General features: G+C 58.2%; 22 protein-coding genes and 1 pseudogene. 11 read left to right on the top strand and 12 right to left on the bottom strand.

All coding sequences use genetic code 11. From position 1 onward, the window contains the following. The first annotated feature begins 83 nt into the window (after positions 1-83). The 3 genes from RGM3321_RS09700 to RGM3321_RS09690 all read left to right on the top strand — a co-directional run bounded on the left by RGM3321_RS09700 (position 84) and on the right by RGM3321_RS09690 (position 3788). Positions 84-2837, top strand: a complete 2754-nt coding sequence (locus RGM3321_RS09700; RefSeq protein ID WP_244392877.1) for a response regulator — start codon at positions 84-86, stop codon at positions 2835-2837. A 109-nt stretch (positions 2838-2946) separates the two neighbouring features. After that, on the top strand, positions 2947-3384 hold the full coding sequence (locus RGM3321_RS09695) for a hypothetical protein (RefSeq protein WP_244392875.1): 438 nt from the start codon (positions 2947-2949) through the stop codon (positions 3382-3384). Further along, on the top strand, positions 3381-3788 hold the full coding sequence (locus RGM3321_RS09690; protein ID WP_044319347.1) for an META domain-containing protein: 408 nt from the start codon (positions 3381-3383) through the stop codon (positions 3786-3788). The genes RGM3321_RS09695 and RGM3321_RS09690 overlap by 4 nt, the downstream gene beginning before the upstream one ends. Positions 3789-4020: 232 nt before the next feature. Here RGM3321_RS09690 and RGM3321_RS09685 read toward each other — a convergent pair whose 3' ends face one another. After that, a complete protein-coding gene (locus RGM3321_RS09685) occupies positions 4021-4488 on the bottom strand; it encodes a TlpA disulfide reductase family protein (protein WP_011169249.1) in 468 nt (155 codons plus the stop codon). Between the two features lie 129 nt (positions 4489-4617). Here RGM3321_RS09685 and arsC point away from each other — a divergent pair, with 129 nt between their 5' ends. The 3 genes from arsC (at position 4618) to RGM3321_RS09670 (ending at position 6347) form a co-directional block, all read left to right on the top strand. Continuing rightward, positions 4618-4971: an arsenate reductase (glutaredoxin) gene (gene arsC, locus RGM3321_RS09680; protein ID WP_002554622.1), complete on the top strand. Its 354-nt coding sequence runs from the start codon at positions 4618-4620 to the stop codon at positions 4969-4971. Beyond that, a complete protein-coding gene (wrbA, locus tag RGM3321_RS09675; protein ID WP_244392873.1) occupies positions 4968-5573 on the top strand; it encodes an NAD(P)H:quinone oxidoreductase in 606 nt (201 codons plus the stop codon). Before arsC ends, wrbA begins: the two co-directional genes overlap by 4 nt. 102 nt (positions 5574-5675) lie before the next feature. Beyond that, the gene (locus tag RGM3321_RS09670; RefSeq protein ID WP_244392871.1) at positions 5676-6347 is read left to right on the top strand and encodes a DNA-3-methyladenine glycosylase I; all 672 of its coding nucleotides are present in this window, start codon (positions 5676-5678) and stop codon (positions 6345-6347) included. Positions 6348-6353: 6 nt separating this feature from the next. Here the strand turns inward: RGM3321_RS09670 and ttcA are convergent, their stop codons facing one another. After that, positions 6354-7178 (bottom strand): tRNA 2-thiocytidine(32) synthetase TtcA, encoded by an 825-nt coding sequence (ttcA, locus tag RGM3321_RS09665; RefSeq protein ID WP_244392869.1) that lies wholly within the window; start codon positions 7176-7178, stop codon positions 6354-6356. Positions 7179-7372: 194 nt separating this feature from the next. Between ttcA and RGM3321_RS09660 the strand changes: the two genes are divergently transcribed. Beyond that, on the top strand, positions 7373-7867 hold the full coding sequence (locus RGM3321_RS09660; protein ID WP_002554626.1) for a SprT family zinc-dependent metalloprotease: 495 nt from the start codon (positions 7373-7375) through the stop codon (positions 7865-7867). Between the two features lie 67 nt (positions 7868-7934). Here the strand turns inward: RGM3321_RS09660 and RGM3321_RS09655 are convergent, their stop codons facing one another. From RGM3321_RS09655 to RGM3321_RS09640, 4 genes are all read right to left on the bottom strand, one after another. After that, positions 7935-9287: a dicarboxylate/amino acid:cation symporter gene (locus RGM3321_RS09655; RefSeq protein ID WP_244392867.1), complete on the bottom strand. Its 1353-nt coding sequence runs from the start codon at positions 9285-9287 to the stop codon at positions 7935-7937. A gap of 461 nt (positions 9288-9748) precedes the next feature. Continuing rightward, a complete protein-coding gene (locus RGM3321_RS09650) occupies positions 9749-11095 on the bottom strand; it encodes an ATP-binding protein (protein WP_244392865.1) in 1347 nt (448 codons plus the stop codon). Further along, complete coding sequence (locus RGM3321_RS09645; RefSeq protein ID WP_002554629.1) at positions 11092-11769, bottom strand: response regulator; 678 nt, start codon at positions 11767-11769, stop codon at positions 11092-11094. Before RGM3321_RS09645 ends, RGM3321_RS09650 begins: the two co-directional genes overlap by 4 nt. Positions 11770-11796: 27 nt before the next feature. Continuing rightward, on the bottom strand, positions 11797-12147 hold the full coding sequence (locus tag RGM3321_RS09640; protein WP_002554630.1) for a hypothetical protein: 351 nt from the start codon (positions 12145-12147) through the stop codon (positions 11797-11799). A 172-nt stretch (positions 12148-12319) separates the two neighbouring features. Here RGM3321_RS09640 and RGM3321_RS09635 point away from each other — a divergent pair, with 172 nt between their 5' ends. After that, positions 12320-13108 carry a dienelactone hydrolase family protein gene (locus RGM3321_RS09635; protein WP_244392863.1) on the top strand — a complete coding sequence of 263 codons (789 nt, stop codon included), beginning with the start codon at positions 12320-12322 and terminating at the stop codon, positions 13106-13108. Positions 13109-13188: 80 nt separating this feature from the next. On the opposite strand, the gene RGM3321_RS09630 is transcribed toward RGM3321_RS09635, so the two are convergent. Then, positions 13189-13722 carry a transposase gene (locus tag RGM3321_RS09630; RefSeq protein WP_244392861.1) on the bottom strand — a complete coding sequence of 178 codons (534 nt, stop codon included), beginning with the start codon at positions 13720-13722 and terminating at the stop codon, positions 13189-13191. Positions 13723-14563: 841 nt separating this feature from the next. On the opposite strand from RGM3321_RS09630, the gene RGM3321_RS09625 reads away from it, so the two are divergent. After that, on the top strand, positions 14564-15289 hold the full coding sequence (locus RGM3321_RS09625; RefSeq protein ID WP_244392860.1) for a 4'-phosphopantetheinyl transferase superfamily protein: 726 nt from the start codon (positions 14564-14566) through the stop codon (positions 15287-15289). Here the strand turns inward: RGM3321_RS09625 and fhuF are convergent, their stop codons facing one another. The 3 genes from fhuF to RGM3321_RS09610 are packed head-to-tail and all read right to left on the bottom strand — an operon-like array spanning position 15290 to position 18388. Continuing rightward, positions 15290-16048, bottom strand: a complete 759-nt coding sequence (fhuF, locus tag RGM3321_RS09620; protein ID WP_244392858.1) for a siderophore-iron reductase FhuF — start codon at positions 16046-16048, stop codon at positions 15290-15292. Then, entirely contained in the window at positions 16006-17616 is a 1611-nt protein-coding gene (locus RGM3321_RS09615; RefSeq protein ID WP_244392856.1) for an ATP-binding protein, read from the bottom strand. Before RGM3321_RS09615 ends, fhuF begins: the two co-directional genes overlap by 43 nt. Before the next feature lie 4 nt (positions 17617-17620). Further along, positions 17621-18388 (bottom strand): response regulator transcription factor, encoded by a 768-nt coding sequence (locus RGM3321_RS09610; RefSeq protein ID WP_161796206.1) that lies wholly within the window; start codon positions 18386-18388, stop codon positions 17621-17623. 685 nt (positions 18389-19073) lie between these two features. Here RGM3321_RS09610 and RGM3321_RS09605 point away from each other — a divergent pair. Next, entirely contained in the window at positions 19074-21986 is a 2913-nt protein-coding gene (locus tag RGM3321_RS09605) for a ribonucleoside-diphosphate reductase subunit alpha (RefSeq protein ID WP_004657163.1), read from the top strand. 265 nt (positions 21987-22251) lie between these two features. Further along, positions 22252-23499 (top strand): ribonucleotide-diphosphate reductase subunit beta, encoded by a 1248-nt coding sequence (locus RGM3321_RS09600; protein WP_002554639.1) that lies wholly within the window; start codon positions 22252-22254, stop codon positions 23497-23499. An 85-nt stretch (positions 23500-23584) separates the two neighbouring features. Here the strand turns inward: RGM3321_RS09600 and RGM3321_RS09595 are convergent, their stop codons facing one another. Continuing rightward, complete coding sequence (locus RGM3321_RS09595; protein WP_244392853.1) at positions 23585-25381, bottom strand: hypothetical protein; 1797 nt, start codon at positions 25379-25381, stop codon at positions 23585-23587. Between the two features lie 185 nt (positions 25382-25566). Then, positions 25567-25749, bottom strand: a pseudogene (locus RGM3321_RS09590) (restriction endonuclease); the annotation flags it as partial. Positions 25750-25857 lie beyond the last annotated feature (108 nt).

Raw genomic sequence — 25857 nt, 5'->3', positions numbered from 1 at the left:
CTAAACTCAACCCCTTGTGCCGATACAGCCAGGCAGCCGATGCCTGTTATCGACGGACTGATACGTGTTGCCGGAGAACGAGCGTGCTGACCAAGCTGGGTATAAAAGGCCGTGTGCTGCTACTGACTATTTTGCCTGCCAGCCTGATGGCCGCAATGCTCGGTGGTTATTTCACCTGGATGCAGTTGAGCGAACTGCAAAGCCAGTTGCTGCAACGCGGCGAAATGATCGCCCAGGATCTGGCGCCATTGGCCGCCAACGCATTGGGGCGCAAGGACAAGGTCTTGCTGAGCCGCATCGCGACCCAGACCCTGGAGCAGACCGACGTGCGCGCCGTATCGTTTCTCGACGTCGATCGCACGCCACTGGCCCACGCCGGACCGACCATGATCAGCCCGTCGCCCATCGGCAGCGGCTCGCAGTTGCTCAATTCGACCGGCACCGACGCCACGCGTTATTTGCTCCCGGTATTCGGCAATCAACGCCACCTGACCAGCCCGATCATTCCGGCCGAAGCCGACACCCTGCTGGGCTGGGTCGAACTTGAAATATCCCATAACGGCACGCTGTTGCGCGGCTATCGAAGCTTGTTTGCCAGTCTGCTGCTGATCCTGACCGGGCTGGCCTGCACCGCGACTCTTGCGGTACGCATGAGCCGCACCATCAACGGACCGATGAGCCAGATCAAGCAGGCGGTATCACAGCTCAAGGACGGCAACCTCGAAATCCGCCTGCCGCCGCTGGGCAGTCGGGAGCTGGACGAGCTGGCATCGGGCATCAATCGCATGGCGGCGACCTTGCAGAACGCGCAGGAAGAGCTGCAACTGAGCATCGATCAGGCGACCGAGGATGTACGGCAGAATCTGGAAACCATCGAGATCCAGAACATCGAGCTGGACCTGGCCCGCAAGGAAGCCCTTGAAGCAAGCCGGATCAAGTCCGAATTCCTGGCCAACATGAGCCACGAAATCCGCACGCCGCTCAATGGCATTCTGGGTTTCACCCATTTGCTGCAAAAAAGCGAGCTCACGCCGCGCCAGTTCGACTACCTGGGCACCATCGAGAAGTCCGCTGACAACCTGTTGAGCATCATCAACGAGATTCTCGACTTTTCGAAGATCGAGGCTGGCAAGCTGGTGCTCGATAACATCCCGTTCAACCTGCGCGACCTGTTGCAGGACACCTTGACCATCCTCGCCCCGGCGGCGCACGCCAAACAGCTGGAACTGGTCAGCCTGGTGTACCGCGATACACCACTGGCGCTGTCCGGCGACCCGCTGCGCCTGCGGCAGATTCTGACCAACCTCGTCAGCAACGCAATCAAATTCACCCGCGAAGGCACCATCGTCGCCCGCGCCATGCTTGAAGACGAAACCGAAGAGCACGCGCAATTGCGCATCAGCGTGCAGGACACCGGCATCGGCCTGTCCAGTCAGGATGTGCGGGCGCTGTTCCAGGCGTTCAGCCAGGCCGACAATTCGCTCTCCCGCCAGCCGGGCGGTACGGGTCTGGGCCTGGTGATTTCCAAGCGCCTGATCGAACAGATGGGCGGCGAAATCGGTGTCGACAGCACGCCGGGCGAAGGCTCGGAATTCTGGATCAGCCTGAAACTGCCAAAGGCTCGCGAAGACAAGGAAGAATCGTTCAATATCCCGCTGGAAGGGCTACGCGCAGCAGTGCTTGAACACCATGACCTGGCGCGGCAAGCGCTGGAGCATCAGTTGGAAGACTGCGGCCTGCAAACCATCGTGTTCAACAACCTGGAAAACCTGCTCAATGGGGTGACGGCGGCGCACGAGACCCCGTTGGCTATCGATCTGGCGGTACTCGGCGTGACGGCGCTGGAAATATCCCCGGAACGGCTGCGCCAGCACATCTGGGACCTGGAAAACCTCAATTGTAAAGTCATGGTGCTGTGCCCGACCACCGAACACGCGCTGTTCCAGTTGGCGGTCCACGATGTCTACACGCAACTGCAGGCCAAGCCCGCCTGTACCCGCAAACTGCAAAAAGCCCTGTCCGAACTGATCGCGCCACGAGCGATCCGCGCCGACGTTGGCCCGCCGCTGTCGAGCCGCGCGCCGCGGGTGCTGTGCGTGGATGACAACCCGGCCAACCTGCTGCTGGTGCAGACCCTGCTTGAAGACATGGGCGCAGAAGTCGTGGCCGTCGAGGGCGGCTATGCAGCGGTCAACTCGGTGCAGCAGGAAGCGTTCGACCTGGTATTGATGGACGTGCAGATGCCCGGTATGGACGGGCGTCAGGCCACCGAGGCGATTCGTGCCTGGGAAGCCGAACGCAACCAGAGCTCTCTGCCAATCGTGGCGCTTACCGCCCACGCGATGGCCAATGAAAAACGTTCGCTGCTGCAAAGTGGCATGGATGACTACCTGACCAAACCGATCAGCGAACGGCAACTGGCGCAGGTGGTGCTCAAGTGGACGGGGCTGGCACTGCGTAATCCTGCGCCGGAACGCCAGAACGAAGCACCTGACGTGCACGTCGGGCCGCTGGTGCTCGATCATGAGGAAGGGCTGCGCCTGGCTGCGGGCAAGGCGGACCTCGCCACCGACATGCTGGCCATGCTGCTCGCCTCGCTGGCCGCCGACCGCGAGGCCATCCGTGTGGCGCGGGCCAACCAGGATGTACAGGCGTTGATCGAGCGCATTCACCGTCTGCACGGCGCAACGCGCTACTGCGGCGTCCCGCAACTGCGCACCGCCTGTCAACGCGCCGAGACCCTGCTTAAGCAGAACGCCGCGCACACCGAAGCGGCTCTGGACGATCTGGACAAAGCCATCATTCGTCTGGAAGCCGAGGCGCGGGTGACCGCGTGATGGCACCGCTTGCTCCTCACACTCCAGCGCAGCAATGCCGGTGCGGGTGCCCGGCGTCCGATCCTGAAGGCGTGGAGCATGATAGGATGCGCGCAATTTTGGAGGACCCATGGTCGAACACGATTTTCGCTACAGCATGCTCAACCCGCAGCACACATTGACCGAATGCCGCACTTTGGCACCCGGTCGCTATCAAGTCACCGGTAACGGCGGCTCGATTCATGACAACGACCAGTTGCTGGTGACGATCAAAGGCAGCAAAAGCCTGCACATGCGCCTGACCGTCGAAAAAGTCCGGCACCTGATCAACCCGCCGGGCCAATGGATTGCAGTAGCCAAAGGGCCGGTGTTCGATGAGTTGGCGATTCATCAGTGGAAAGTGAATTGCGACAGCTGCGCCGCCGAACTGAACTTCGAGTTCATGGTAGAGAGCAAGCTGGGCGTCAAGGCGCAGAAACCTGCCGCCATCGCGCGCATCGCGCAGCTGGGCTGGAAAACCGAAGGCGAGAAGCACCTCTGCAAGAAGTGCCAGGAGAAAGCGGCATGAAACAGTTTGCGCTCCTGAGCCTGATCGGCGGCGCGCTGCTGGCCGGTTGTACCGCTGACCCGCTGCCGATCCGTCAGGACCACAGCTACGTAATGGAATGGATTGGCGAACGTCCGCTGATCGACAACAGCCGTCTGACCATGACCCTGGGCGCCGATGGCCGCGCGTATGGCAATGCTGGCTGCAACCACTGGTTCGCGCCGTATACGCTTAACGACCACAGCATCAGCTTCGGCCCTGTGGGCAAAACCCGCAAAATGTGCGCCCCCGCGCTGATGGAGCAGGAACAGCGCTTCATCAAAGCCATCAGCAGCGTGCAACGCTGGGACATCTCGCCCATCGAACAACTGCGCCTGTGGCCAGCCCAAGGCAAGCCACTGCGCTTCTGGCTGGAAGATAGCTGATTGTAACTATCGTGCGACGCTCCGCGTAACTTGCGACGCAGAGCGTCTAGAACTGCGTTCCCACGCTGGAGCGTAGGGAACGATAATCCCGACTATCGTGCGATGTTCCGCGCAACGCCTGGACCGCAGCCGACTGCTCGCGCATTTTACTATCGCGCGGCGCTCCGCGTCGCATGCCGTTCTGGACGCTCCGCGTCCTCGTTGCGGCGCAGAGCGTCGAAAATCGATCCGATCACCCCTCCCCACGCAACGCCTTGAGCTTCTGGATCACCGTCGCTGCCGACTGCTCACCGAGCAGTTGTTCGCGCATTTTGCCCTTGTCGTCGATGATATAGGTCACCGGCAGCGCCTCGGAGGGCGGCAGGCTGTACTGCTCGGCAGGGTCCTGAGCCAGCACGGTGAATTTGATCCCCAGTGCGTTGGCAGCGTTTTTCAGCTCGTCGCCCTGCAGATTGTCAAAGTTGACACCCAGCACCGTGACCTTCTTGTCCTTGAGCTGTTCGGACAATGCATTGAATTCCGGCACCTCGGTACGGCACGGGCCACACCACTCCGCCCAGTAGTTAACCACCAGCCAATGCCCCTTGATTCGCTCACTGGCCACCTTCTGGCCGTTCTGGTCATTGCCCAGGTCCACGCCACATCCGCTGAGCAGCAAGCTGCCGAAAAGTATCACCGCTGCTGTTAATCGCCTTGCCATTTGCTTCCTTCCTCGCCCCGTTCAACCTGCAATCACTTATATCCAGGCTACGACTATTGACCATTCGATATGTCGGACAGTGCCATCGCTGGTTAGAATACGCCACCCCACACAAGATGCGACGCGCAAATGACCGATCTGACGCTGTATCACAACCCGCGCTGCAGCAAATCCCGAGGCGCGCTGGAACTGCTTCAGGCCCGCGGCCTGACGCCCGATATCGTCCTGTACCTGGAAACCCCGCCCGACGCAGAGCGTTTGCGCGACCTGCTCGGCAAGCTGGGCATCACTGCCCGGCAACTGTTGCGTACCGGCGAAGACGATTACAAGCAACTCAACCTGGCTGACCCGAGCCTGAGCGACGAGCAACTGATCGCCGCCATGGCCGCGCACCCCAAACTGATCGAGCGGCCGATTCTGGTCGCTGGCGACAAGGCTGTGATTGGCCGCCCACCCGAGAACATCCTGGAGCTGCTGCCGTGAGCACACCTTACATTCTGGTCCTCTATTACAGCCGCAACGGTTCCACCAGCGAAATGGCCCGGCAGATTGCCCGCGGTATCGAGCTGGGCGGTATGGAAGCACGACTGCGCACCGTTCCCGTTGTTTCCGCCGACTGCGAAGCGACCGCCCCTGAGATCCCGGAAAACGGCGCGCTGTACGCGACCCTCGACGACCTGAAAAACTGCTCAGGCCTGGCGCTGGGCAGCCCGACGCGCTTCGGCAACATGGCCGCCCCGCTGAAATACTTTCTCGACGGCACCAGCAACCTGTGGCTGACCGGCGCGCTGGTCGGCAAACCCGCAGGCGTCTTCACCTCCACTGCCAGCCTGCACGGTGGTCAGGAAACTACGCTGATGTCGATGCTGCTGCCGTTGCTGCACCACGGCATGCTGATCATGGGGCTGCCCTACAGCGAATCGGCGCTGCTGGAAACCGCTGGAGGTGGCACGCCTTATGGTGCCAGTCATCACGCCGGTGCCGATGGCAAGCGCGCGCTGGACCGTCATGAAACCGACCTGTGCCGCGCACTGGGCCAGCGTCTGGCCAAAACCGCCTTGCAACTGGACACAGCCCGCAGCTGAATCGGCAGGGCGTGGTCTGACGCTTTCAGTTAAATCGCAAACTTGCAGCGCAAGGGTCGGTCTGAACCCTTGACCTGCCTGTTGAATTTCTTTGGAGAACCGATGCAAGACTACAAATGGCTGAACGAGTATTGCCTGAATCGATTCGGCTCCGCCAAAGCACTGGAAGCCCACCTGCCCACCCCGAAGACACCGAAACAACTGCAAGCCATCAGTGCCGACCGCTATCTGTCGACCATGGCGCTGCGCGTGTTTCGCGCAGGCCTGAAACACAGTCTGGTGGACTCTAAATGGCCGGCGTTCGAGGAAGTCTTCTTCCGCTTCGACCCGGAAAAAGTCGTGCTGATGGGTGCTGATCACCTGGAGCGGCTGATGCAGGATGCGCGCATCATCCGCCACCTGGGCAAACTCAAGAGCGTGCCGCGCAATGCGCAGCTGGTTCTGGACATCGAACAGGAGCACGGCAGTTTCGGCAAGTTCATCGCCGAGTGGCCGGTCGATAACATTACAGGCTTGTGGCAGTATCTGGCCAAACACGGCAACCAGATGGGCGGCCTGTCAGCGCCACGCTTTCTGCGCATGGTCGGCAAGGACACCTTCATTCCGACCTGGGACGTGGTGGCCGCGCTGAACGCGCAGGATATTGTCGACCGCGTGCCCACCAGCAAACGCGATCAGGCTATTGTGCAGGACGTCTTCAACCAGTGGCACGCAGAAAGCGGTCGGCCGATGTGCCAGCTGTCAGCCATGCTGGCGTTCACGGTCAACCACTGACGGCTGTCAGATATTCACCACATTGACGAACCGCGACACAGCGGTTTCGTCGATGCGCAGGTTGCTGAAGTCGAACAGGTTGCGGTCAGCCAATTGTGAGGGCTGTACGTTCTGCAGGGCGCGGAAGATGCTTTCCGTGCGACCCGGAGTCTTGCGCTCCCAGTCGATAAGCATGTCCTTGACCACTTGACGTTGCAGGTTCTCCTGAGAGCCGCAGAGGTTGCACGGGATGATCGGAAACTGTTTCAGGTCTGAATAGGCCTGAATGTCCTTTTCATGGCAATACGCCAATGGACGAATCACCACGTTACGGCCATCGTCGGCACGCAGCTTGGGTGGCATGGCCTTGAGCGAGCCGTTGAAAAACATGTTTAGGAAGAACGTCTCGACGATATCGTCGCGATGGTGCCCCAGTGCCATCTTGGTAGCACCTATTTCATCAGCAAAGGTATACAGCGTGCCTCGCCGCAGCCGTGAACACAGCGAGCAGGTGGTCTTGCCTTCAGGAATCAATTCCTTGACCACTGAATAGGTGTCTTTCTCGACGATGTGGTACTCGATACCCAGCTCTTTCAGATACGCAGGCAGCACGTGCTCAGGAAAGCCGGGCTGCTTCTGGTCCATGTTGACGGCCACGATGTCGAATTTGATCGGCGCGACTTTCTGCAAGTGCATCAGCACATCGAGCATGGTGTAACTGTCCTTGCCGCCGGACAGGCAGACCATGACCTTGTCACCCTCTTCGATCATGTTGAAGTCGGCAACCGCCTCGCCGGCCAGCCGACGCAGACGTTTCTGCAGTTTGTTCTGATTGACTGAAAGGGTGCCCATTTATGGAAATATCCGCTGACGGTAGCTTGAGAAAAGCCGGGCATTTTACCTATAACCGACCTTTGGTTAAATATGCTGCGTTCGTGCTGTTCAGGCTGGCAATCGCCCTTGATCAAAAACGACCACCGGGCGGCCGGCATTTTCAGAGCGTAGCCACATTGCGGCATACTTGGCGCACTGGAGAACCCTAAAGCATGCCCGACCAACTCAATTCACGCGTTGAAACCTGTTACCAACAAGCCGAAACTTTCTTCAAGCGCACCTTCAAACGCCCGGTGGTCAGTTTCCAGTTGCGCGGCCAGAAGGCTGGTGTCGCTCACCTGCACGAAAACCTGCTGCGCTTCAATCCGCAACTCTACAAGGAAAACGCCGAAGACTTCCTGCGCCAGACCGTGCCGCACGAAGTCGCGCACCTGATTGCCCATCAGCTGTTTGGCGGCAGCATCCAGCCGCATGGCGAGGAATGGCAGCTGATCATGCGCGGCGTTTATGAACTGCCGCCCAACCGCTGCCACACCTACGCCGTCAAGCGGCGCAGCGTGATCCGCTACATCTACCGCTGCCCTTGCCCGGACAGCGACTTTCCGTTCACGGCCCAGCGCCACAGCATGGTTCGCAAGGGCCGGCGCTACCTGTGCCGCCGCTGCCGCGAACCATTGGTGTTCAGCGGCGAGACGCGCACGGAATAACCCCAAGGCAAACGACAGGCATAAAAAAACCCATCCGAAGATGGGTTTTTTATGGCCTGACGGTTAATCAGACGGGTTTGGTGGTATTCACCGCATTGGCCGGAGTCGGGCCTTCGGCAACGCCGAGGTCGTCTTCAGGACGGGTTTCCAGGATGGCACTGCCACCGGAAGCCAGCTCGGATTGCAGCTTGTCGGTGTCCAGCTCGCCGACCCACTTGGCAACCACAACGGTTGCAACCGCGTTACCTACCAGGTTGGTCAGGGCGCGGGCTTCGGACATGAAGCGGTCGATACCCAGAATCAGCGCCAGACCGGCAACCGGCAGGTGGCCGACAGCCGACAGGGTTGCAGCCAGAACGATGAAGCCGCTACCGGTTACGCCAGCAGCACCCTTGGACGACAGCAGCAACACCAGCAACAGAGTGATCTGGTGGGTGATGTCCATATGGGTGTTGGTCGCCTGAGCGATGAACACGGCAGCCATGGTCAGGTAGATCGACGTACCGTCGAGGTTGAACGAGTAACCCGTCGGGATAACCAGACCCACGACAGATTTCTTGGCGCCCAGACGCTCCATCTTGATCAGCATGCGTGGCAGGGCCGATTCCGACGAGGAAGTACCCAGTACAATCAACAGCTCTTCACGGATGTAACGAATCAGCTTGAAGACACTGAAACCGTGAGCGCGGCAGATTGCGCCCAGCACCAGCACCACGAACAGCACGCAGGTGATGTAGAAGCAGATCATCAACTGACCCAACTGCACCAGCGAACTTACGCCGTAGGCACCGATGGTGAAGGCCATGGCACCGAACGCACCGATCGGCGCCAGCTTCATGATCATGTTGATGATGTTGAACATCACGTGGGCGAAGCGATCGATGAAGTCCAGAACCGGCTTGCCGTACGAACCCAGACGATGCAGGGCGAAACCGAAGATCACCGAGAACATCAGGACTTGCAGGATATCGCCGTTGGCAAACGCGCCGACGATGGTGTTCGGAATCACGTTGAGGATGAAGCCGACAATGCTCTGATCCTGACCGGCAGTGACGTAAACCGCGATCTTGGAAGCGTCTAGCGTGCTGACGTCGATGTTCATGCCGGCACCCGGCTGAACCACGTTGACCACGATCAGACCGATCAGCAGGGCAATGGTCGAAACGATCTCGAAGTACAGCAGCGCATAACCGCCGGTCTTGCCGACCGACTTCATGTTCTGCATGCCGGCGATGCCGCTGACGACGGTACAGAAGATGATCGGCGCGATAACCATCTTGATCAGTTTGATAAACCCATCACCCAGCGGCTTTAGAGCCTTGCCGGTGTCCGGGTAGAAGTGACCGATCAGGATACCGATGACAATCGCAACGATTACCTGAAAATAGAGGGATTTGTAGATGGGCTGACGAGTCGTCATTGCAGTTTTCCTCAAGGGCGTCGTCGGCATCTTCACCTGATGCACGCGAGCCTATAAAGCGCTAACCCTCCTGCACTGGAGGGATTTGTTTTGTCGAGCTGCGCAAGGCAGGCCTCTGCCATGTAGATAGCAATAGGCGTGCCATAGAGTCATTTTGATATCAAAACCCCGTAATACAAGGCGCACACTGGTAACGGTAGTCGGAATTCGACAGGAGAGGTGGCGGTTTTCCGCCGCATGCTGGAAAAAATGGGCACACAGTGGCGGGTATCCGCCGTCCTTCTGTGGTGACTGGAGTGCTCGGTGACGCGCAGAGGTGTGACGCAGAGCGTCACGAACGGCATTCCCACGCTGGAGCGTGAGGAACGACAGGTGTGATAACACTATCGTGCCAATGCTCCGCGTTGGCATGCCGTTCTGGACGCTCTGCGTCCGCTCTTGAAACTGGGGCGAACACACCCTCACTGCGCCAGAAAATGAATCCTGAACGCCGCGCCACCCAGTGGGGAATCGCCCAGCGTCAGTTGTGCGCCGTAGCTTTCGATGATGTCCTTGACCACCGCCAGACCAATGCCCTGTCCGGGGTTCTGGCGGTCCAGCCGTTCGCCGCGTTCAAGAATGCGGGCACGCTGGCTCTGCGGGACGCCGGGGCCGTCGTCTTCGACGCACAGTTCATCGCCGGTCGTCGAGCGCGTGAAGCTGACGCGCACTTCACTCAGGCACAGCCGATAGGCGTTTTCCAGCAGGTTGCCGAGCATTTCCAGCAACGCACCCTCTTCCATGTGCACCTGACAATGTTCCGGCAGGTCCAGCGTGGCCTTGACCTGTTTGTCGCGATACACCTTGTCGAGCGTGTTGCACAGGCTTTCGACCACAGGCCGCAGCATGACGTGATGGCGCACCAGACCGCTCTTGCGCAGGCTGGCCCGTTGCAGTTGATAGCCAATCTGTTGGCTCATGCGCTCGATCTGCGATTGCAGCACCCACGCCTGTTCGACATCCTCTGGGCGCTTGGCGATGTTCTCGCTCACGCCTTGCAATACCGCCAGCGGTGTTTTCAGGCTGTGGGCCAGGTCATCCAGCGAATCGCGGTAACGAATCCGCTGCTCACGCTCGCTGCGCAGCAGTCGGTTCAGCGAGTCGGTCAGGCGCAGCAGTTCGCTGGGATGCTCTTCGCTCAGGCTGTCGCGCACACCGGCTTCCACCTGATCCAGTTCCTGGCTCAAGCCGCGCAAGGCACGCAGCCCCCAGGTCAGGCCCATCCACAGCAACCCGAGCAGCACCGCCAGTGCTGCGCCAAAGCCCAGATAGAGCTTGCGGCGCAAACCGTCGATGGTTTCCTGATAGCCGCGCAAGGGCTGCACGGCAACGATACTGAACGCGGCATTGCGCCCGCCGAGCAGCCGGATCTCGACGTCATAGACGAAATACTCATCGCCATTGATTTCCTTGATCTTGGTGAACTCGCTGCCCTGCCCGTCGTATTGCGGGCGGTAGTCGATGTTCTCGCCTTCGGTCGACAACGAGCGCCAGACCATCTGCCCCTGGCGGTTATAGATGTAGCCCAGCAGACGGCTGCCCGGCAGGTTGAACTGTTCGCCCGGCAGCACGGACGGCATCAATAGATGATCGTCTTCGACGCGCGCCGCCGAAATCATGGTGGTCACGTCGGAAGCCAGGCGTTGCTCTATCGCCCCGCGCAGCGCCAGGCTGAATGCCCCCTGCAAAGCAGGCAGCATCAGCAGCATGAAGATCACCGCCAGAGTGGCGGCACCCAGCATCAGGCGCAGGCGAAGCGAACGAATCACGTACAGCGCTCATTGAACAGATAGCCCATGCCGCGCACGGTTTCGATAGGTTTGAACGCCACGTTGCTGTCCAGCTTGCGACGAAGGCGGCCGACCAGCACTTCGATCACGTTTGGGTCGCGCTCGTCGTCATCAGGATACAGCTGTTCCATCAGGCGCTCTTTGGGCACTACTTGCTGGTGGTGGAGCATCAGGTATTCGAGGATGCGGTATTCGTAGGCGGTCAGCGCCAGCGGTTGTTCAGCCAGCGCGGCGTGCTTGCGATTGAGGTCCAGCAGCAGCGGGCCAGCCGTGATGGTGGACTGAATGAAGCCGCTGGAACGCCGCAACAAGGCATTGAGCCGCGCTTCCAGTTCTTCGAACTGGAAGGGTTTGACCACGTAGTCGTCAGCGCCGGCCGCCAGCCCTTCGACCTTGTCCTGCCAATTGCCGCGCGCGGTCAGGATCAGAATCGGAAACGCTTTACCCACTGTGCGCAACTGCCGAATCAGGTCCAGCCCACCGATGCCCGGCAAGCCCAGATCGATCACGGCCAGGTCGTGATTGAATTGCGTGACCTGATACAACGCTTCCTCAGCGTTGGCCACCGCCTCAACCACATGGCCCGCTTCGGTCAGACGCGTTCGCAAGTGATGACGCAGCAGCGCTTCATCCTCAACTACCAACAACTTCATGCAGCTCTCCCAGGCACAATCGCAGCCTCAAGACAAAGAATGAAACGACATCGTCGCATCAGTACTCAACAGGCGGGCGCTGACGGGCACATGTTGTGTCACATCATAGCTGCCCAGCAGGATTTCGCGGCTGACAGGCACACCATTGTGAGTGCCTGTCAGAGTGCCGTAAACCGGCGGTGAATAAAGCGTGCCCACAGAAACATTGGTATGTGCCTGCTCCCCGAGCGCATGCCCCCAGCTGTTGGCGTCATCAAGCCTTTCGCTGGTCTTGCCGAACTCGATACGAGCCACGTCAAGCCGACCATCGCCCGCCTGCGCTGCGGCGCTGCCACCCAGAAAAGCCAAGGCCAGGAAAAACTTGTTGAGATTCAACATATCGACTCCTTTTGCGCTCGGGGACGCTGTCAAGGTACGGCCCAACAGTAATCGCGTCGGGCTGAACCCCGACTGAACACGCCATGAACCGCCGCTGAACAGTCATCTACATCAGATGCAGCGGAATCGGCTATGGTTGTTTGCGACCTCAAACTATCAAAAGGAGCTGACCATGCGTGTGTGGATTGCAATGATCATGATGGGCCTGACCGGACTCGCTCAGGCAGCTATCAAGACCGAGCAGATCGATTACAAGAGTGCCGACGGAACAAAGCTGGTGGGTTACTACGCTTACGACGACGCGGTAAAAGGTCCACGCCCCGGTGTTCTGGTGGTTCACGAGTGGTGGGGCCTGAACGACTACGCCAAGCGCCGTGCCCGCGACCTGGCCGCCCTGGGCTACAGCGCCATGGCTATCGACATGTACGGCGAAGGCAAGAATACCGAGCACCCGAAGGACGCGATGGCGTTCATGCAGGCTGCGCTCAAGGACAGTGATGCGGCCGACAAGCGCTTTGATGCCGGGCTGGAGCAATTGAAGAAGCAACCTCAGACCGACCCGAAAAAAATTGCAGCGATCGGTTACTGCTTCGGCGGCAAGATCGTGCTGGACGCGGCGCGGCGCGGTGAGCCGTTGCTGGGCGTAGTGAGCTTCCACGGCGCCCTGGTCACCAATACCCCGGCCAAACCGGGCATCAAAGTGCCGATGCTGGTCGAGCACGGCGCCAAGGACAGCATGGTCACCCCTGAAAACGTTGCTGCGTTCAAGAAAGAAATGGACGACGCCAAGGCCGACTACAAATTCGTCAGCATCGACGGCGCCAAGCACGGCTTCACCAACCCCGACGCCGACCGCCTGAGCCACGGCGAACACGGCGGCCCGGACATCGGCTACGACAAGGCTGCCGACCAGAGCTCATGGTCAGACATGCAGGTGTTCTTCAAGAAGATATTTGGTTGAGTAGCAGATGCTCCTTCTGCACGGAGCGTCGCACGATAGTTGAGATGATCGTTCCGCACGCTCTGTGTCGCAACAATTCGTTAATACCAGCGCTGAATATCGATCAAACCGCGCTGCCCCTCATAATCGCGAGCGCTGGAGTATCTCCAGTGCTCACCGACATCCACATAACCCCTCTTTACCGGGTTATGGTGAATGTAATCAAGCTTCTGACGCATCACCGCTTCATTCCACACCAGCTCCGCATGAGCCCCTTCCTGCCAGACCTGATAAACCCTGTCACTCTTGTGCAGGCGCTTGACGAATCGCAGAAGCTCCAGCGTGCTCTCGGCGTTGGCGTTCTCAAGTGCTTCGATTATCTGTCGAGCCGTAAACGACTTGAAACTACTCACACATTTGTCCAGAGCGGGCGCTTGGGCCACGAAGTGCAAATGGTTTTCCAGTACGACATACCCGAAGAGCTGCAGTCCTTGATGAGCCTGTTGATAGCGCCAGGCATTCAACAGAATGTCCACCAGAACAGGCCGGGTAAAAAGCGGCATCCACTCCACCACTGTGCAGGTCAGGAAGTGAGGCTTTTCAGGTTCGGTGATGGTGTACCGGCTTCGGCCCATGAGTTCATCCTTGAATCATCAGAGGCCCGAACGGTACATCCCGACTGAGTGGGTGGGAATGATGAAAGTGTGACCAGCTTTTTTGCGCTGCCTGGCAAAGAGGACGCAGAGCGTCCAGAAAAGCATGCGACGCGGAGCGCCGCACGATAGTTGAGATCATCGTTCCGCACGCTCCAGCGTGGGAATGCAGTTCTCGACGCTCTGCGTCGTCAAGAGGACGCAGAACGTCCAGAAAGGCATGCGACGCAGAGCGACGCACGATAGTTGAGATTATCGTTCCGCACGCTCCAGCGTGGGAATGCAGTTCTCGACGCTCTGCGTCGTCAAGAGGACGCAGAACGTCCAGAAAGGCATGCGACGCAGAGCGACGCACGATAGTTGAGTTATCGTTCCGCACGCTCCAGCGTGGGAATGCAGTTCTCGACGCTCTGCGTCGTCAAGAGGACGCAGAGCGTCCGGAAAGGCATGCGACGCGGAGCGGCGCACGATAGTTGCGATGATCGTTCCGCACGCCAGCGTGGGAATGCAGGTCTCGACGCTCTGCGTCGTCAAGAGGACGCGGAGCGTCCGGAAAGGCATGCGACGCAGAGCGACGCACGATAGTTGCGATGATCGTTCCGCACGCTCCAGCGTGGGAATGCAGGTCTCGACGCTCTGCGTCGTCAAGAGGACGCAGAGCGTCCGGAAAGGCATGCGACTCGGAGCGGCGCACGATAGTTGCGATGATCGTTCCGCACGCTCCAGCGTGGGAATGCAGTTCTCGACGCTCTGCGTCGCAAAGAGGACGCGGATGTTACCAGTGCCCTTCCCTCAAACCCGTTCCCCCGGCAAAATGCCGCCCATGACTCAATTACACGACCTTCCCGTCTGCTGTCCCGAACTCGTTCAGCACTGGCCGTTGCCGCATGCGCTGCCGGGCGCGGAGCTGGTCAGTGGGCGGTTCGATCCGCTCAAGCTGGTGGACGGCGACTTTCAGCGCGGTGCGGTGCAGATGCCTGCGAGCATTCAGCGCTCGGTCGCCAAGCGTCAGGCCGAATTTCTCGCCGGTCGGCTTTGTGCCCGCGAAGCCATGCGCCAACTGGATGGCCGTCTGCATGTTCCTGCTGTGGGTGAAGACCGCGCGCCAGTCTGGCCCGCTGATGTCTGTGGCTCGATCACCCACAGCACCGGCTGGGCCGCCGCTGTGGTGGCGCACAAGCCGCAATGGCGCGGGCTGGGGCTGGACACGGAGAACCTGCTGAGCAATGACCGTGCCTCGCGACTGGCCGGGGAAATCCTGACGGCTGCCGAGCTGGCCGACATGGCGGCAGGCCCGCAGGAACAGATCGCGTTGCGCGTGACCCTGACCTTTTCGATCAAGGAAGCGCTGTTCAAGGCGCTCTACCCCATCGTGCAAAAGCGCTTCTATTTTGAAGACGCGCAACTGCTGGAGTGGTCCGCCGACGGCAGTGCCCGCTTGCGCCTGCTGATCGATCTGTCCAGTGAATGGCACGCAGGCAAGGAACTCGACGGCCAGTTCAGTGTGCTGGGCGATCATCTGTTGAGTCTGGTCGCAGTCGAAGGCTAATCAGCCGGGCAGCGGACAATGCTCGCAACGCCCCGCCCACTCCACCCGATGACTCAGGCAGCACACACGCCGTTGCCTGCGCGGTTCACCACCCTGTGGCTGCGGAACATAACGTACCGCCTGAAACAGAGGATTAGCCCGTCCATCCGGCCTTTTCCTCTCGCCCAACAGCGCCAGCCCTGGCAACAATTGCATATTGCTGCATGTGGCCAGTTGCACAAGACAGCCTTCCAGATAATCTCCGGCGCTGCTCCACAACACCGCGCAGGGTAGCCCGCCATAGGCGCTCAATGCGGCAATAAAGGGTTGCAGATTGTCATCCAGCAACCCGGCAAACCGGTGAAACGGATCAGCCGGAATACCCCGCCAGACGTCTCCCTCACCCGAGAACCGAACACCATTCGGCAGGCCACGTTCATCCAGTGCCAGTGCGACCTGCTCAAGCGCCAACGGCCAATGCCAGCCATGCACCAGACTGGCAACCAGCACCGGCGGAACAATCTGCATGAAGTAAAACTTGGCCCATTGCGACACCAGCACCGGCAATTGGCTGGGCATCAACTGCGGCCCGTAAATGCTCAGCAGTAACTGGTCAAGCCGCTCGGCGCGCAGCAGATCAGGCAACGCCACTACAGGGCGCGAATCAGGGCGCGAATCATCTGCCGCCAGCACCGTCTGCCCGAAGCGCTCAAGCGGACCACTGAACAGCTGAGCACTCAACGCGGCACCTGCGTACGCGGCCAGGACAGGCTGAAACACGCGCCACTCAGGCTCGCGCTGCGGCCGATCAGCGCGCGACCTTCGTGCCAATGGATGATCCGCCGCACAATCGACAGGCCCAGCCCATGCCCGCCTGACGCTCGGGTGCGGCTGTCATCGATACGCATGAACGGCGTAAAAATCTGCTCCCAGGCTTCTTCCGGAACGCCGGGACCGTCATCGTCCACATCGATACGGCACTGCTGCGCCTCCAGTCGATAACTGATACGCACCTCGTTTTCTGCATGGCGCATCGCATTGCTCACCAGGTTCTGTACCGCACGATGCAGATAACGCGGCTCTGCCTCGACCCAGGCGACCTCGCCCTTTTCAAATATCAAACATTCGCCTCGGGACACCCGCACATCGGCGCGTAAGGGTGCCAGTTCGGCGATCACCTGATCGATCAGCGCATCCAGATCGACACGCTGGAAATTCAGGGTCGGCGCGCCTTGCTCAAGGCGCGCGTAAGTGAGCATTTCATCGACCAGCTTGTCGAGGTCCTGAATGTCGCTGTCCATGCCGCGCATGTATTTGCGCCGCGCCTCGGGAGTGGTGGCGTCGCTGACCATCTCCAGACCGAAACGCAGACGCGCCACCGGCGTGCGCAATTCGTGGGACACCGCGCGCACCAGCTCGCGCTGGATCATCAGCGAGCGCTGCAGATGCTCAGCCATGCTGTTGAACGCCGCCGCCACACGCCCCACCGAGTCGGAGCCCTCGGTCGGCACGCGGGTTTGCAGGCTGCCCTGGGCGATCTGCGTCGCCGCAGCTTCCAGCTCCAGCACGCGCCGCTCCAGACGCCGCACCAGCAAATACACCACCAGACCGATGAAACACAGGCCCATCAAGGCGATCACCAGCAGCCAGTGCAGCGGATAGGGGTTCATCTGGTACAGAGGGCCGATTTCCAGCACCCAGTTGGTGTCGACGATTCCGGCCAGCACGCGGATCGAGTCACCGCCCTTGCCCAGCGCCATCACCGTGTCGCCTTCATAGATGCGGCGGCGCTGGTCATCGTCCAGGTCAGCTTGGTCCAGCGCCAGCAGATGCAAGTCGAAACCAAAGCCCTTGTCGATGCGCAAGGCTTGCAGGCGCGCCGGTTGCTCATCAACCGGAAAGCGCACCAACTCGTCGATCAGCAGGTAAATAGTGGCTCGCGCCAATTGCTCGGTGATCTGCTGCACCTCGCCACTCAGCAGCAGCGGTTCCTTGTCACTCAACTGACGATAGACCCTGGCGGCGTGCGGGCCGATCTGCTCGACCACCACCTGCCCACGCGCCAGACGACCGCGCGCGCCGCTGTCCAGTCCAGCCTGCTCGATGCTTTGCAGGCTGAGGGGAATCCCCAGCAAGCGCTCCCAGATCGCCAGGGCGCGGCGGCGCTCGATGTCGTTGAGCGGCACAAGGTTATCGGCCATCACCGTAAAGGTGCCGTGGGCCAGACGTTCGCGGTATTGCTCGCCGCGCGACTGATTGAGCACGTGCAGGGCGAACACGCCAAGCAGCGCGACCAGCACCAGTACGCCGAGCATGCCACCGTAGATCCGCAGAAAGATCGAGTTCATAAGGTCAGCCGCTGAACACGTGGCCGCTCATGTCCTGCGCCGCTTCGGGCACAAACAGATAGCCCTTGCTGCGCACGGTCTTGATCAGACGCGGGTGGATGGGGTCGTCGCCGATTTTCGGGCGGATGCGCGAGATACGCACATCGATAGAGCGATCCTGACCGTCATAACCCACACCGCGCAGCGCAGTGAAGATTTCCTCGCGGGACAGCGTGCGCCCGGCATTGGCCACCAGCAGCCACAGCAGGTCAAACTCGGCGCCGGTCAACTCGATGCTCTGCTCGCGCAGCCAGGCCTCGCGCAGGGCGTTGTCCACCACCAGCGGGCCGAACACCAGCCGCCGCAGCTCTGCAGCAGGCACCTGTGGCGCTTCACTGCGGCGCAGCAAGGCATGAATACGCGCCAGCAGCACGCGCGGATGCACCGGTTTGCAGACGAAATCGTCAGCCCCGGTATCGAGCCCCTGAATATGATCGGTGTCATCGGTACGCGCGGTGAGCATCAGGATCGGCCCGTCGTAACGGTCACGTACCGAGCGACAGATACTGAAACCGTCCTCGCCGGGCAGCATCAGGTCGAGAATCACCAGATCCGGCTGCTCGGCGATGATCCGCGCCGCCGCCAGCGCACCATTGCCCTCAATACTCACGCGCAGGCCGTTGTTGTGCAGGTAATCGCTGGTCAGCTCGGCCAGTCGCTGGTCATCTTCGACAATCAGTACATGCCAGGTGTGTGGCTCCAAAGCAATCTCCCCTTGTTGTGGTTGACCCATTGTTGTTATTCAAAACAAGGGTTGCGGCACCGCGTCGCAGGCGAGTGTAGCAACCGCCGCCCACCTCGCACGACACCCGACGCGGCTTAGCACATCACATGCCAGACAGGTCTTGCAGCAGCGTTTTTTTGTGATAGGGTTCGCGCCCTCAAAAATCAGCAACCTGTCGCCAGCACCTACAGAAATCGGTGACAAACGGTCACGATCCAGTAGTTATGCGGCCTACACGCATGGTGTGCGATTCATACACAAACTACACACACTTTATCCACAGGCGGTGCGTTGCAATTCATGTCCAAAACGCATTATCTTGTAGCCCGGCGACGAGACACACCCTACATGTGGGGTTTTGCGCAAAAACACCAGCACAACTCAAATGGGAAATTCAAGCATTTTTGTTGCGTCTGAGGGGTTGAACTTCAAGCCGGTTTAGGCACCCAAGCCGCTCGCGCTTGAGCCAGAGCCATCCCGTACACGTTTTGCAACATCGAACACGCATTCTTCATCAGATTTTCAAAGGATCGGGCATAGCCCGGTCCTTTTTGGCTTCAAAACCTGGAAGCGGCTGCACCTCCCGCTTTCACCTTCGTTTTGGAGCCCTTGAGTCGCCTTTTGCGACTTACTGCTCAAAACGAAACGGTGGGCAGCAATGCCCGAACAAACTTAAAGGAACGTGGAGTCACACATGCAAACAGACACAACTCGCGAGAACTCGCCGACCGGCGCGCCGCAGGCCAGCCAGACCCCACAGGACCTGTCTGCCACTGCTCCCGGTCAACTGCGCGTGATCAAGCGTAACGGCACTGTCGTTCCTTACACGGATGACAAGATCACCGTTGCCATCACCAAGGCGTTTCTTGCAGTTGAGGGCGGCAACGCTGCCGCCTCGTCGCGCATCCACGACACCGTTGCACGCCTGACCGAACAGGTCAGCGCTACGTTCAAACGGCGCATGCCTTCGGGCGGCACCATCCACATCGAAGAAATCCAGGACCAGGTCGAACTGGCGCTGATGCGTGCCGGCGAGCAGAAAGTGGCTCGCGACTACGTCATCTACCGTGATTCGCGCGCCAAGGAGCGTGCCGTTCGCGCCCCCGAAGATCAGGTCCAGGCGCACCCGTCGATCCGCATCACCCTCGCCGACGGCAGCTTTGCGCCGCTGGACATGGGTCGCCTGAACACCATCGTCACCGAAGCGTGCGAAGGCCTGGCTGAAGTCGACGCCAACCTGATCCAGACCGAAACCCTGAAAAACCTGTACGACGGCGTGGCGCTGAAAGACGTCAACACCGCACTGGTCATGACCGCACGTACCCTGGTCGAGCGTGAGCCGAACTACTCGTTCGTCACCGCCCGCCTGCTGATGGACACCCTGCGCGCCGAAGGCCTGGGTTTCCTCGGTGTCGCCGACAGCGCCACCCACCACGAAATGGCCGACCTGTACGCCAAGGCGCTGCCTGCCTACGTCGCCACCGGTATCAAGTTCGAACTGCTCAACCCTGTGCTGGCCGAATTCGACCTCGAAAAACTCGGCAAGGCGATCAACCACGAGCGCGACCAGCAGTTCACCTACCTTGGCCTGCAAACCCTGTATGACCGTTACTTCATCCACAAGGATGGCGTGCGTTTCGAACTGCCGCAGATCTTCTTCATGCGCGTGGCCATGGGCCTGGCGATCGAAGAGAAAGCACGTGAAGACCGCGCCATCGAGTTCTACAACCTGCTGTCGTCGTTCGACTACATGTCGTCGACCCCGACGCTGTTCAACGCCGGTACCCTGCGTCCACAGCTGTCCAGCTGCTACCTGACCACCGTGCCGGATGACCTGTCGGGTATCTACCACGCGATCCACGACAACGCCATGCTGTCCAAATTCGCAGGCGGCCTGGGCAACGACTGGACGCCGGTTCGTGCGCTGGGCTCGTACATCAAGGGCACCAACGGCAAGTCGCAAGGCGTCGTACCGTTCCTGAAAGTGGTCAACGACACCGCCGTTGCGGTCAACCAGGGCGGCAAGCGCAAGGGCGCTGTCTGTGCCTACCTGGAAACCTGGCACATGGACATCGAAGAGTTCATCGAGCTGCGCAAGAACACCGGTGATGATCGTCGTCGTACCCACGACATGAACACCGCCAACTGGATCCCGGACCTGTTCATGAAGCGCGTCTTCGACGACGGCCCGTGGACCCTGTTCTCGCCATCCGAAGTACCGGACCTGCACGACCTGACCGGCAAGGCCTTCCAGGAGCGTTACGAGTACTACGAAGCGCTGACCGAATACCCAGGCAAGGTCAAACTGTTCAAGACCATCCAGGCCAAGGATCTGTGGCGCAAGATGCTCTCGATGCTGTTCGAAACCGGCCACCCATGGCTGACCTTCAAGGACCCGTGCAACCTGCGCAGCCCGCAGCAGCACGTGGGCGTGGTTCACAGCTCGAACCTGTGCACCGAGATTACCCTGAACACCAACAAGGACGAGATCGCGGTCTGCAACCTGGGCTCGATCAACCTGCCGAACCACATCGTCAACGGCAAGCTGGACACCGACAAGCTCAAGCGCACCGTCGATGTAGCGGTACGCATGCTCGATAACGTTATCGACATCAACTACTACTCCGTGCCGCAGGCCAAGAACTCCAACCTGCGCCACCGTCCGGTCGGCCTCGGTATCATGGGCTTCCAGGACGCGCTGTACCTGCAACACATCCCGTACGGTTCCGATGCTGCGGTGCAGTTCGCCGACACCTCCATGGAGGCGGTCAGCTACTACGCCATCCAGGCGTCCTGCGACCTGGCCGACGAGCGCGGTGCCTACGAGACGTTCCAGGGTTCGCTGTGGTCCAAAGGCATCCTGCCGCTGGATTCGCAACAGATCCTGATCGAGCAGCGTGGCGAGAAGTACATCGATGTCGACCTGAAGGAAACCCTGGACTGGGCACCGGTTCGTGCCCGTGTGCAGAAAGGTATCCGTAACTCGAACATCATGGCCATCGCACCGACCGCCACCATCGCCAACATCACTGGCGTGTCGCAGTCGATCGAACCGACCTATCAGAACCTGTATGTGAAATCGAACCTGTCCGGCGAATTCACCGTGATCAACCCGTACCTGGTTCGCGACCTCAAGGCTCGCGACCTGTGGGACTCGGTCATGATCAACGACCTGAAGTACTACGACGGTTCGGTGCAACAGATCGAGCGCATCCCGCAGGAGCTCAAGGAGCTTTACGCGACTGCCTTCGAAGTGGACACCAAGTGGATCGTCGACGCGGCAAGCCGTCGTCAGAAGTGGATCGATCAGGCTCAGTCGCTGAACCTGTACATCGCTGGCGCCTCGGGCAAGAAGCTGGACGTGACCTACCGCATGGCCTGGTACCGTGGTCTGAAAACCACCTACTACCTCCGTGCCCTGGCCGCGACCAGCACCGAGAAATCCACCGTCAACACCGGCAAGCTCAACGCAGTATCGAGCGGCGGCCACGGCCCGGACGACTCGGCGATCACCGCCCCACGTCCAACCGAAGCAGCACCCGCCGGCCCGGCCCCAGTGCCAAAGGCCTGCGCGATTGACGAGCCGGATTGTGAGGCTTGCCAGTAAGGCAACCCACCTCGCCCCCACAGGAGAAACACACCCCTGTGGGAGCGAGAGGCCAACAAGCCTGACGCTGTACCTGTAGGAGCGGACTTGTCCGCGCAGAGGCCGGCAAGGACACACATCCCCTTGCCACCCTCCTCCTCACCCAAAGGCCCCGAAAGCCAAAAATTCATGTTCCTTGCGCGCCACACCTTAAAAGCAAGCAACACCCCCTCTAGATCCAACAGGCCAGTCCACCCGACTGACCCTCAAGCAGGAGAATTACACCATGCTGAGCTGGGACGAATTCGATAAAGAAGACGGCGAAGTAGTCGCCAAAGCGACCAACGCCGGTCACGCCAACGAAGCCAACATGGACCGCCTCGACAGCGCCGGTGGCCTGGCTGCACAGGAAGCCCGCGCCGTGACCGCCGCCGACTCCGCTGCCCTGATCCGCGCCAAGAAAGCGTTGGACGCACTGGATGTCGCTGAAGGCCTGGCCGAGCTCGAAGGCGCCAGCGCCCGCGTCGCCGTTGACGAAAAAATGATGATCAACTGCCGCGCCGACCTCAACCAGCTCGTGCCTTTCAAGTACGACTGGGCCTGGCAGAAGTACCTGGACGGTTGCGCAAACCACTGGATGCCGCAAGAAGTCAACATGACCGCCGACATCGCCCTCTGGAAAAACCCGGAAGGCCTGACCGACGACGAGCGCCGCATCGTCATGCGTAACCTGGGCTTCTTCTCCACTGCCGACTCGCTGGTTGCCAACAACCTGGTATTGGCCGTGTATCGCTTGATCACCAACCCGGAGTGCCGCCAGTACATCCTGCGCCAGGCCTTCGAAGAGGCGATCCACACCCACGCCTACCAGTACTGCATCGAATCGCTGGCCATGGATGAAGGCGAGATCTTCAACATGTACCACGAGATCCCATCGGTCGCTAAAAAAGCAGCCTGGGGCCTGAAGTACACCCGTTCGATCTCCGATCCGAAGTTCGAAACCGGCACCGTCGAAACCGACAAAGAGCTGCTGCGCAACCTGATCGCCTACTACTGCGTACTGGAAGGCATCTTCTTCTATTGCGGCTTCACCCAGATCCTCTCCATGGGCCGCCGCAACAAAATGACCGGCGTTGCCGAGCAGTTCCAGTACATCCTGCGCGACGAGTCCATGCACCTGAACTTCGGCATCGACGTGATCAACCAGATCAAAATCGAAAACCCGCACCTGTGGGATGCCGAGATGAAAGAAGAAGCCACGCAGATGATCCTGCAAGGCACCCAGCTGGAAATCGAATACGCCCGCGACACCATGCCCCGCGGCGTACTCGGCATGAACGCGGCGATGATGGAGGACTATCTGAAGTTTATCGCTAACCGCCGCCTGAGCCAGATTGGCTTGAAGGAAGAATATCCAGGGACGACCAACCCGTTCCCTTGGATGAGCGAGATCATGGACTTGAAGAAAGAGAAGAATTTCTTTGAGACTCGGGTTATTGAGTATCAGACGGGTGGGGCTTTGAGCTGGGATTGATAGGGTCGGTTTAGAAAAGCCAGGAAGTAAAGGCTTCCTGGCTTTTTAGTCAAAACGTATCAATGACCGACTTAACCAAAGCCAATCAGATTTTGCGTGAATCCAACTCACTCTCTAAAACTCTTATTCTTTCTTGCAACTTTTCATTTTCACTTTGAAGAACACTTCTAGACTTCTTATCAGGGTTACTGTACTTGGGAATCTCAAACACCAACTCCAACTCATCTTTGTAAGGCATCACGGGTTGATACAGCTGATAAAATGCCCTGCCCACCGCGCCGCGAAACAGCTCTAATACCGGCCTATCAATACCAACCGAAATCACGTGATCAGTAGCTATCCCTGGATAAGGATCAATAAAAAATATCTTTTTTATACCTAGCTGATAGGCTTTCTTTGCACACAACTCACAAGGGCTAGCAGTGGTAAACAATATACCACCCGATACCTTCTGCCCCCCGTGCTTTGATATCTGAAGAAAAGCATTTTCTTCCGCATGCAACGAACGAGTATGAACTTGATTTTTTTCGCCTTCAATCTCATTCTGGACACTTTTAAAACAATATGCCAAATTACGACCATCATCTTTAGCAATCAAGCTAATATTTTTATATTTGAGCTCCATAGCACTATGAAAAACCTTATCATTCAATTCGTAATCACTGTAATCCTCTGGATTAACTCGATCAAGAAGATCACTTGCACTTCGAAGTAGACAGGGAGTTTGCCCCTGAGGAGTGCTATTCCAACCAACCGCCTTAATACTGTAACTGGCATCAGTTACTACAGCACCAACCTGTCTAGATATACAACCAGAGCTATGTTTAGCGGAGTATGCTATCTGCATGCAATTTTCCGCCGAAGTAGGCATGACTAATCCCGGATGAATCATCAACGTAACATACCAAGCCAGCTGGCTAACTAGATCATTATGAGTAAAATTACTGACCTTGGAGTTATGGATATGTATATCTGAGTTCTCGATACATTCTTGTATATTTTGAGCTATAAACCTATTGGCACCCGAAAGCTTCTGGGGGTACTCTTTTTCATCCAGTTCTTTTATCTGAGCATCAGAAAAACCTCTTACGGCCCTCAAACTAAGAAGGCGCTGAGAGTTATCGGTATTTATAGAAACCAAATAGAAATTTGCATACCTACGCTTCAGATAGAAAGCCTCGTATGGATTTCTAATCGCGTCTATTACAACCCTGCACTCAACTTTCCGTAGTCTTGCATGTGCGTGTGCTACTTTTATTATTAAGTTTATATGCTTAGGAAAGTTAAAAATCTCTGCCGAATTGAAAACATTGTCATTGGCACGGCCCGACGAGCGAATATTATCACCCGTCTTCTGATATAGCTTTGTAAATTCCGAGTCTGTTAACATCTGTCTAAAGCTGCTCGTAACTGCAGGAATATCTTGAAAATACAGGCGATACCAATCCGTTGCAAAATCAGCTACAAAAGTGTACCCATGTGACATACGCTCGACAACGGCTTTGCGCACTTCTGAAAATTTAACACTGAATAACTCTGATATCTTAACTACCGAAGCATCCGTCAAAAACACTTCGCGCAAGTAACTATTCAGTTCCACATCAGAAAGCAGCAGGAGATGAAATGTTATTAAGCCACTTACCTCCAACTTATAGAAAGGCGTCCAACTTATAGAATCGATATACTTCTTTATTATTTTGTGCTTTTTAATTTCATTTATTGAAAGCCCATCATATCCATCAGATGGAATACCGAAACTGGGAGATGCTAATTTCTGGGCGGCAGTGGTACAGCCTGAGCCAGTTCTACCAGTCAGCCCGACTATTAAAAACTCTTTAGTTTCGTGATAAATATTTTCTATCGCCAGCGTGGTAGCAGACATAATCTCTCCTTGAAATCGTCAAGTTTGCGCACTCAATATGAAAGCATATAGCCATCAAAAGGTCTATTTATATCATTTGACTTGTACGTCCTCCAAAACCATTCCCCCTATAATTTACATACTGAGCGCAAGAAAACTTATACGATACTCAGCTAATAGTTCCTTTAGCTTCATAAAACTCATTTTCATTGTCGTGTGATTTTCTCTATAACTATAGTTTTTTCAGAGATCAAATCAAACGGCACCACCCACAACCTCAACCCCTCCGAAAACTCAAAAACCGGCAACGCCTCCTGAAACGAAGCCCGCTTCGGATAAACCAGCACCAAATCCCCCTGCCCGCCTAGATATGACCTTGCCCCTGAAAAACGTATCCCTTGCCAGGTGCCTCAATAGCCGCAAGGATACGACATGACTAAGCTCAAGACAGACCGCGTTAAATACACCCTCGAGTTCAAGCTTGAGGCCGTGCGACT

The organism is Pseudomonas sp. RGM 3321 (assembly GCF_022836805.1).
In the GTDB taxonomy this organism is placed as follows: domain Bacteria; phylum Pseudomonadota; class Gammaproteobacteria; order Pseudomonadales; family Pseudomonadaceae; genus Aquipseudomonas.
This window is presented reverse-complemented; position numbering and strand designations above follow the sequence as displayed.